This is a genomic window from Pseudofrankia coriaricola, assembly GCF_001854805.1.
Taxonomy (GTDB): Bacteria; Actinomycetota; Actinomycetes; order Frankiales; family Frankiaceae; genus Pseudofrankia.
The window spans coordinates 1-7,270 of record NZ_MBLO01000138.1; the positions used below are offsets into that span (position 1 = coordinate 1).

Below are 7,270 nucleotides of genomic sequence, written 5' to 3' on the forward strand. Positions count from 1 at the left end.
GCCGCTCAGCGTCGCGTGGTAGCGCCAGTCCTCCAGGTATCCGGCCTGGAGCAGTCCGTCGATCAAGCGCAGGAACCGACCATCGTGGATCTTCTCGGCCAGGATCGATCTCATGATCGAATGGTCGAGAGACCCGAAACAGTCGGTGACGTCGCCTTCGATGAACCACACCGTCCCGTGCCATTGGTGATAGATCTCCTGCAAGGAGGTATGACAGCCGCGGCCCGGGCGGAACCCGTGGGAGCGGTCGGAGAACTGCGGCTCGTAGTACGCCTCCAGGATCAGGCGCACTACCTCCTGCAGCAGCTTGTCCGACCAGGTCGGCATGTTGGCTTCATACTGCTCCTCCTGCCGTTGTTGTCTGGGTTGTGGAGTTGATTTTCATGGTGCGGGTGGCGCGGTGGAGGCAGTCGGTCTCCACCTGGTTGTTCCACGGGATGGCGACCCGGTCACCGTTGACACGGTGGGCGGTCAGGTAGCCGCGGCGGATCCAGTAGTAGATCTGGGGGGTGGGGATACCGAGCCTGGCGGCGGCCTCCTGGACGCTGATTTCCCCGCGTGCGGTGGCGGCGTGTGGGAGGGGCCGGCTACCCAGGCCGGTTGGGCCGGATCCGGGATGCTCGATCCGGGTGCGGCAGGCGGCTTCGATCGCCGGGTTCCACGGGAGGCTCAGGCACCCGTTCGGGGTGCGACGCGCGGTCAGCTGGCCGATGCGGATGCGGTAGTAAACGACGTCTGCGGGCACGTCGAGGCGGGCGGCGGCTTCCTGGACGGTGACGTCGCCGGGGAGGACCTCACGTGGGCCGGGGGTGCGGGGGATGAGGTGGCCGGAGGCGTCGATCTGGCGGCGGCAGGCGGCCTCGACGTGGGCGTTCCAGGGGACGCACCAGCGTCCGGAGGTGTCCTTGCGGCCGGCCAGCCGGTCGTGGGTGAGCCAGTAGTAGACGGCGTCGGCGGTGATCCCGAGGATTGCCGCGGCCTGGTCGACGGAGATCTCCCCGTCCCGGAACGGGCACCGGCCGGGGATGTTGTAGGTGTGGCGGACCCAGGCGACGGCCGCGAGATCGTAGGGACGACCGGTCCCGGTGGTCAGCCCGGCGTCGGCGAGCGCGGTGACGATCTCGGCGTCGGAATGGTCCGGACCGAGCCGGGCGATCAGCTCCCGGGCCGCGGCCGGGGTCCTGCGCACCTCCGGCGAGGTGGCCGGCCTGCGCAGGTCGAGCTCGTCGCCGACGCCGGTGTGCCAGCGCACCCCGAGCCGGGCGCGGGCCCGGTCGGTCTCGGGCAGCAGGGTGACATCCGAGATGAGGGTGCGTAGCAGCCGTTTGCGGTCCCGGTCCCGGGTTTCGGGTGCGTGCCATAGTGCGGGCAGGTCGGCGGCCAGCGCACGCAGGCCGTCCCGGTCCGGCAGCGCCGGCCCGCTGTCCCGGACAGCGGCCAGGGCAGCCTCGGCTTCGGCCAGGGCGGACAGCCTGGCCTCCCACCGGGTCTCCAGGGTGCGGGCGACCCCCTCTTTGGCAGGCTGATGTGAGACACCCCGTGTGAGTGTGGGGTTCCTGATCGAGGGCGGGATGGGAGACCCTGATGTACGTGTCCACCTCGCCCGGCCGGCCGGCACGGTCGCCCGACCCTGATGATCCGGCGCCGCGGCCGTCGCGGCGGTCGTTCAGCGCGGAGTACAAGCTGGCGATCGTCGCCGAGTATGAGAACGCGGCGAACGGCGAGAAAGGTGCGATCCTGCGCCGGGAGGGCTTGTATTCGTCGCACATCATCGAGTGGGCTCGGGCCCGGGACGCCGGCGGGCTGACCGGCGCTGGCGGCGACGGCGCGGCGGCGGCCCGGCCGAAGAAGTCCGCCGATCAGGTGGAGCTGGAGAAACTCCGCCGGCAGAACGAGAAACTGGCGTCCGAGCTGGCGAGAACGCGGATGGCGTTGGACATCATGGGAAAAGCGCGCGCGCTCTTGGAGGAGATCTCCGAGAGCGCGGAACGCGACGATCCACCGAGCAGGTTCTGACCGGCGCGTTCACCGAACTGCGAGCGGCGGGGATCGCGGTCCGGGCCTCGTGCGTGCTGACGGGTATCTCGCGGGCCACCCATTATCGGCATGCCGGCGGAGCGGGCCGGCGCCACGGCCCCTGGCTGCCCCGCACCGCGGCGCCCGCGACGTTGAGCGCACCGGAGCGGGCCCGGGTCCTTGCGCTGCTGGCCAGCTCGGCCTACGCCGATCTCGCGATCCCCCAGGTCTGGGCCCGTGAGCTGGACGAAGGCCGGTACTGGTGCTCGATGTCGACGATGTACCGGATCGCCCGCGCCGCCGGCCAGGTGTCCGAACGCCGCCGCCAGGCGACCCATCCGCCCCGCGTCCGCCCCGAGCTGGTCGCCCACGGCCCCAGCGAGGTGTGGTCGTGGGATATCACCGCGCTGAAAGGACCGGTCAAAGGAACCTGGTACAAATGCTATGTCATCCTCGATATCTTCTCCCGCTACGTGACGGGCTGGCTCGTCGCGGCGGCCGAGGACGCCGTCGTCGCGAAGGACTTCCTCGGCGAGGCGATCAGCCGTAACCGGACCGAACCCCACACGATCCACGCCGACCGCGGCGGCGCCATGGTCTCCCAGCCCGTATCAGAACTGCTCGTGAACCTCGGCGTGACACGGTCGCACTCCCGGCCGCGGACATCCAACGACAATCCTTATTCCGAAGCCCAGTTCAAAACCATGAAATACGTTCCCGACTTCCCGGTCCGGTTCGGTTCACTCGCCGACGCCCGCGTATTCTGTGACGGATTCTTCACGGCATACAACCACGAACACAGGCATTCCGGGATCGGCCTGCACACCCCCGCCTCCGTCCACTTCGGCACCGCCCACCACGTCCGCGCGCTCCGCCAGACCACCCTCGACCGGGCCCACGCCACCCACCCGGACCGGTTCACCCGCCGCCCCCGGCCACCCCGACTGCCCGACACCGCGTGGATCAACCAGCCCACCGACCAGCACAAACCCGCCCAGTAGACACAAACTGTCTCATTTGACTTGACAACTACCGACCAGCCGGTTCTCCGGCTCCACCGCACCCAACGCACGCTCGGCGCGCCCGGCGTCGTAACGGGCGCGTTCCACGGCCAGCTCGGCCCCGCGGTCACAGCGGGCGTGGCGGGTGGTGACCTCGTCCGCGGCGGCCAGGGCCCGCTCGATCTGCCCCGGCGACAGCGTGGTCAGCAGCAGGTCGGCCACCGCGTCGTCGACCACGTCGGCACGGATGGACCGGCAGGTCGCGGTGGCCTCGTGGTCGGCGCGGGACGACGAGCAGCCATAGGCCGCCCGCCCCTGCTGGTAGCGGGTGGTCATCGGCCGTCCGCACGACCCACAGAACATGATCCCCTGGCACAGGGCCAGGCCCTCCCGCACCGGGCGGGCCCCCTGGTGGGTGCAGTTGGCCCTCAGCCTGGCCTCGATGGCCACATACTCCTCCCAGCTGATGTAGCCCTCGTGGTGGCCGTGGCGCACCACAGGCCACTGCTCGCGCGGGCGCAGCCACACCCCGGTGTGCACGGTGCCGTCCGGACGCACGGTCCGGCGGGTGGCATACCGGCCGTAGACATAGGTGCCCGCATAGCACGGGTTGGACAACACCCCCAGCGCCCGAGAATGCGTCAGCCGGCCCCACCGCAGCTGCCCGGCCCAGACGCCCCCGTACGCCCGCAGCGGGAACCGCCGCCGGGCGAACGCGGCCACCACCTGGAACGCCGAGCCGCCCGCGGCGAACGCGGCGAAGACGTCCCGGACCGCCCCCTGGACCTCCTGATCCGGGTCGATCACACAGACGCCCTCGTCGTCGTAGACGTAGCCGACCGGCAGCGGGAAACGCAGCTCGCCGCGTTCGGCCGCGGCCCGCTTGGCACCCTGCAGCCGGCCAGTCAGCAGGTGCAGCTCACACTCGGACATACTGCCCTTGAGGCCGAGCAGGAGGCGGTCGTTGATGTCCGCGAGATCGTAGACACCGTCGGCGTCCACCAGCAGCGCATCGGTCAGACGGGCCAGCTCCAGCAGGCGGGCGAAGTCCGCCGAGGACCGGGCCAGCCGGGACACCTCCAACCCGAAGATCGCCCCGACCTCGCCCAGGCACACCTGGGCCACCAGGCCGCGGAAGCCCTCCCGGTCGGCGCCGAACGACCCCGACACGCCCAGGTCCGCATCGATCACCCGCACGTCCTCCCGCGCCCAGCCCAGCTCCACAGCCCTGTCCACCAGGGCGTACTGCCGCAGCGTGGAGGCGGTGTTGTCCCGCACCTGCACCAGCGTCGACTGCCGCAGGTAGACCACAGCAGCCCGGCACCGATGCGACGCGGTGATCTTCGACAGCCCGTTCACGGCCACCTCCCACCACCGCCTCGACCATGTTCGCCAGCACCATCACCTGCTCGCACACACCCCCGGCCCCGCCATGGCCCCTCGATCCCGGCCCCGCCAGGGCCTCACGCGGCACCTCCCCGCCGTCCTCCCCCTGCCCTCCCCCGGCACGCTCACCCCGGCGCAGCAGGGCATCCGCCAGCACCCGCGCAGCACCCAACTGCTCCACCGACAGCCGCTCCGTCATCGGGGCCTCCCCACGATCCGTCCACGCCTGCGGCAGCGTCACCGTCCGGCCCACATCACGCGCGCAGACAAACACCAGCGCACCACCCCGGCGCTTGGCATACAAAATCTCCAGACGCCGGCCAGCAAGCGCGTGAAACGGATGGGTCACCGTTAGGAAACCCAAAGAAGACTTGAACAAGCCAGCACTATGCTGTGACCATCGTATACCCAGCCGCCGCAGTTTCCCCGCACCCGAGGGCTTGGGTATCAGACGTTCCCGCACCGGCAGCGGGCGGAAACTACCCGCTTTCAGCTGGGCACGCAGGTCATCCAGGAACGCGGGAGCGCCGGCCTCCTCGACGTCGGCGACCGTCAGGCCGTCGACGCCGGCGGTCCGGGCGCCCCGGTTACCCGCGACCCGGCGGTACGCGACGAGCAGCGTCGCCGGGTCGCACACGAAGTTGTGCAGGTCGTCGAACCGGCGGCCAGGTTCAGCCGCCGCCCAACGGTGAAGTTTGGCCTGCATCCCCGATACCCGTACGAGCGCGGGATCGCGCCCTGGGGCGCCGCCATCCGGCGGTGCGTCTTTCGGCATCACAGTATCCATCCCTTCTCGGTCTCGCTGTAGCCCTTCCCCATGTACCGGGCTCTCCCCGGCTCCGAGTACTACGGCTACTCCGTCCCGCCCTCGGCTTCGGCGGTCGATGCGCCTATCCCACCCTGCCTACTGGCCGTGGCCAGGGCGGGAACCCGTTCGGGCGGTTATTGCGGTAGGGACCGCCCTTTCGGGCGGCCCCCCGCACAGATCCCAGCGAGCGCTGCTAACGCACTGGGCTCCTGCCTTGGGTACGAACGCGAAAGCGGTCGTTTGGGAAGGGGTGCATCACACGGGCGGGCGGTAACCACTGGTTCGCAAGTCGGTCCATACGCTTCCAGTCCAGGCGGTGACGCTGGCTTCGGCGCCGTAGCTCCGCGCACCAGTGCCGTGTTACCTGCGTCCGGAAGGCCGCGACCCCGGTACGGTTACCTGGCACGGCGTAGTACGCCATATGCCCTCGCACCACGCTCGCCAGCCACCGCGCTTGCTCCGGGACGGGCTGGTGCCGGCGACTCCTGAGCTGGTCCTTGACCTCTCGAAGTTTCACCCGCACCCGCTTCGAGCTTGTGATACGCCGCACCCAGAAACGCCCGTCCCGCATCCTCGTGCAGATATGTATGAAGCCGAGGAATTCGAATGTCTCGGGTTTACCCAGCCCCCGCGCCTGCCGGTCCCTGGCGGCGAACCGCCCGAACTCGATCAACCGCGTCTTGTCCGGGTGAAGCTCCAGCCCGAACCTCGCGAACCGTTCACGAAGATCGGCCAGGAACCTCTGCGCATCCCGCTCATACTGGAATCCAGCGACAAAGTCGTCCCCGAAACGCACGATGATCACATCACCGCCCGCCCGATGACGCCGCCACCACTGGACCCACAGGTCAAGGACATGGTGCAGGTAGAGGTTCGCGAGCAACGGCGATACCGGTGCCCGCCTTGCGGCGACCCTTCCGCGTCCTGTGACCAGTTCCCGTTCTCGATGGCCCCCGCGCCCAACCACCTACTGACCAGGCGCAGGACCCGCCTGTCCGCGACCCGGTGCCCGAGAAACCTCTCCACCCAGCCGTGATCAAGACTCGTGAAGAAGTCGCGGATATCCGCGTCGAGCACCCAGTTCACCTTCTTCTGCCAGAGCCCGACCGACAGCGCATCCAACGCCTGATGCGGGCTGCGTCCCGGCCGGAACCCGTAGGAGAAGCCCAGGAAGTCCTCCTCGTAGACGGCGTTGAGAACCTCGACCACCGCCCGCTGAAGGACCTTGTCCTCCAGCGAGGCGATACCCAACGGCCGAAGCCCCCCACCCGCCTTCGGGATATACACCCGCCGCGAAGGTCTCGCCTGGTAGCCCCCGCTGTGCAGCCGCCGGTGCAGATCCTGGAGATTCTCCTCCAGTTCCCGCCCGTAGGCCTCCCACGTCACCCCGTCCACCCCCGCGGCGGCCTCTTTCCGAGTCGCCCAGTAAGCCGCCCGGAGCCTGTCCAGATCAACGTGGTGTAGCAGGGCTGTGAACCGCGCCCCCTTATCCCTTCGTGCCACTTCACGCACACGGTCCAGCGCATTTTGCACGCCATTTCCGGCTCTGCGTCCGGGGCGTGTCACGCCGTCCATGTTCCCCTCGGCCAGTCCCCTTCCCTCCACCGCCTCCGCAGCCGCCCTGGCAGCCTTGTTCGGCAGCTTCGCAGGTACTACGAGACTGTCTGACTTCCCCTGCTCGTTCATCTCAGGCGTACGACCTCAGCCTTCCCTGAGCGGCCCACCTGGCGATCAGCCAGACGGGCGAGCACGGGGATCTCCCGGTTCTCGCGCATGGAGATTCCGCGCATGCATGGGTTCTCAGACCGTGCAGGGCCCGTCGACGACTCGCGATAACGCCGCCGAACGGTGTGGCCTTCCGCTTCGTGGGACAGCGTCGGCGCCCCGGAACAGTGATTTCGCGGCTCAATGGCCAGCCTACGCGTACCCCTGTCAACGCTTCGCCGGCACCCTCACGGGCACCGACGCATGACTCGGGGCCACCGTGGATCGCTACTCCTTCGATGTAGGGCTCTCTCATCCCCTTCTCCATGCCGGTTTATCCCGGCGCACCCCACGT

Annotated in this window: 6 protein-coding genes and 2 pseudogenes; 2 read left to right on the plus strand and 6 right to left on the minus strand. The window is 69.2% G+C overall.

Annotation, left to right across the window (positions count from 1 at the left end; translation table 11 throughout):
- Together BCD48_RS19680 and BCD48_RS19685 are read right to left on the minus strand one after the other, a co-directional pair.
- A pseudogene (locus BCD48_RS19680) lies at positions 1 to 327 on the minus strand (reverse transcriptase/maturase family protein); the annotation flags it as partial.
- Positions 328 to 334: 7 nt separating this feature from the next.
- Entirely contained in the window at positions 335 to 1,618 is a 1,284-nt protein-coding gene (locus tag BCD48_RS19685) for a helix-turn-helix domain-containing protein (protein WP_241841862.1), read from the minus strand.
- Between BCD48_RS19685 and BCD48_RS52360 the strand changes: the two genes are divergently transcribed.
- Together BCD48_RS52360 and BCD48_RS19695 are read left to right on the plus strand one after the other, a co-directional pair.
- Positions 1,585 to 2,016: a transposase gene (locus BCD48_RS52360; protein ID WP_071049903.1), complete on the plus strand. Its 432-nt coding sequence runs from the start codon at positions 1,585 to 1,587 to the stop codon at positions 2,014 to 2,016. The genes BCD48_RS19685 and BCD48_RS52360 overlap by 34 nt on opposite strands.
- A 53-nt stretch (positions 2,017 to 2,069) precedes the next feature.
- A complete protein-coding gene (locus BCD48_RS19695) occupies positions 2,070 to 3,017 on the plus strand; it encodes a DDE-type integrase/transposase/recombinase (RefSeq protein ID WP_083418910.1) in 948 nt (315 codons plus the stop codon).
- A 12-nt stretch (positions 3,018 to 3,029) separates the two neighbouring features.
- On the opposite strand, the gene BCD48_RS19700 is transcribed toward BCD48_RS19695, so the two are convergent.
- The 4 genes and pseudogenes from BCD48_RS19700 to BCD48_RS55765 form a co-directional block, all read right to left on the minus strand.
- The gene (locus tag BCD48_RS19700; RefSeq protein WP_241841863.1) at positions 3,030 to 4,376 is read right to left on the minus strand and encodes a recombinase family protein; all 1,347 of its coding nucleotides are present in this window, start codon (positions 4,374 to 4,376) and stop codon (positions 3,030 to 3,032) included.
- A gap of 217 nt (positions 4,377 to 4,593) precedes the next feature.
- Positions 4,594 to 5,190, minus strand: a pseudogene (locus tag BCD48_RS56745) (DUF5372 family protein); the annotation flags it as partial.
- A 214-nt stretch (positions 5,191 to 5,404) separates the two neighbouring features.
- Positions 5,405 to 6,094, minus strand: coding sequence for a reverse transcriptase domain-containing protein (locus BCD48_RS55760; protein WP_349308032.1), 690 nt, complete (start codon positions 6,092 to 6,094; stop codon positions 5,405 to 5,407).
- Positions 6,013 to 6,897, minus strand: a complete 885-nt coding sequence (locus BCD48_RS55765; RefSeq protein WP_349308033.1) for a reverse transcriptase domain-containing protein — start codon at positions 6,895 to 6,897, stop codon at positions 6,013 to 6,015. The genes BCD48_RS55760 and BCD48_RS55765 overlap by 82 nt, the downstream gene beginning before the upstream one ends.
- Between the last annotated feature and the right edge of the window lie 373 nt (positions 6,898 to 7,270).

Bases quoted from the DNA above. Each gene is read 5' to 3' on its own strand.
- BCD48_RS52360 (WP_071049903.1), top strand. From the start codon at position 1,585: ATGTACGTGTCCACCTCGCCCGGCCGGCCGGCACGGTCGCCCGACCCT.
- BCD48_RS55765 (WP_349308033.1), bottom strand. From the start codon at position 6,897: ATGAACGAGCAGGGGAAGTCAGACAGTCTCGTAGTACCTGCGAAGCTG.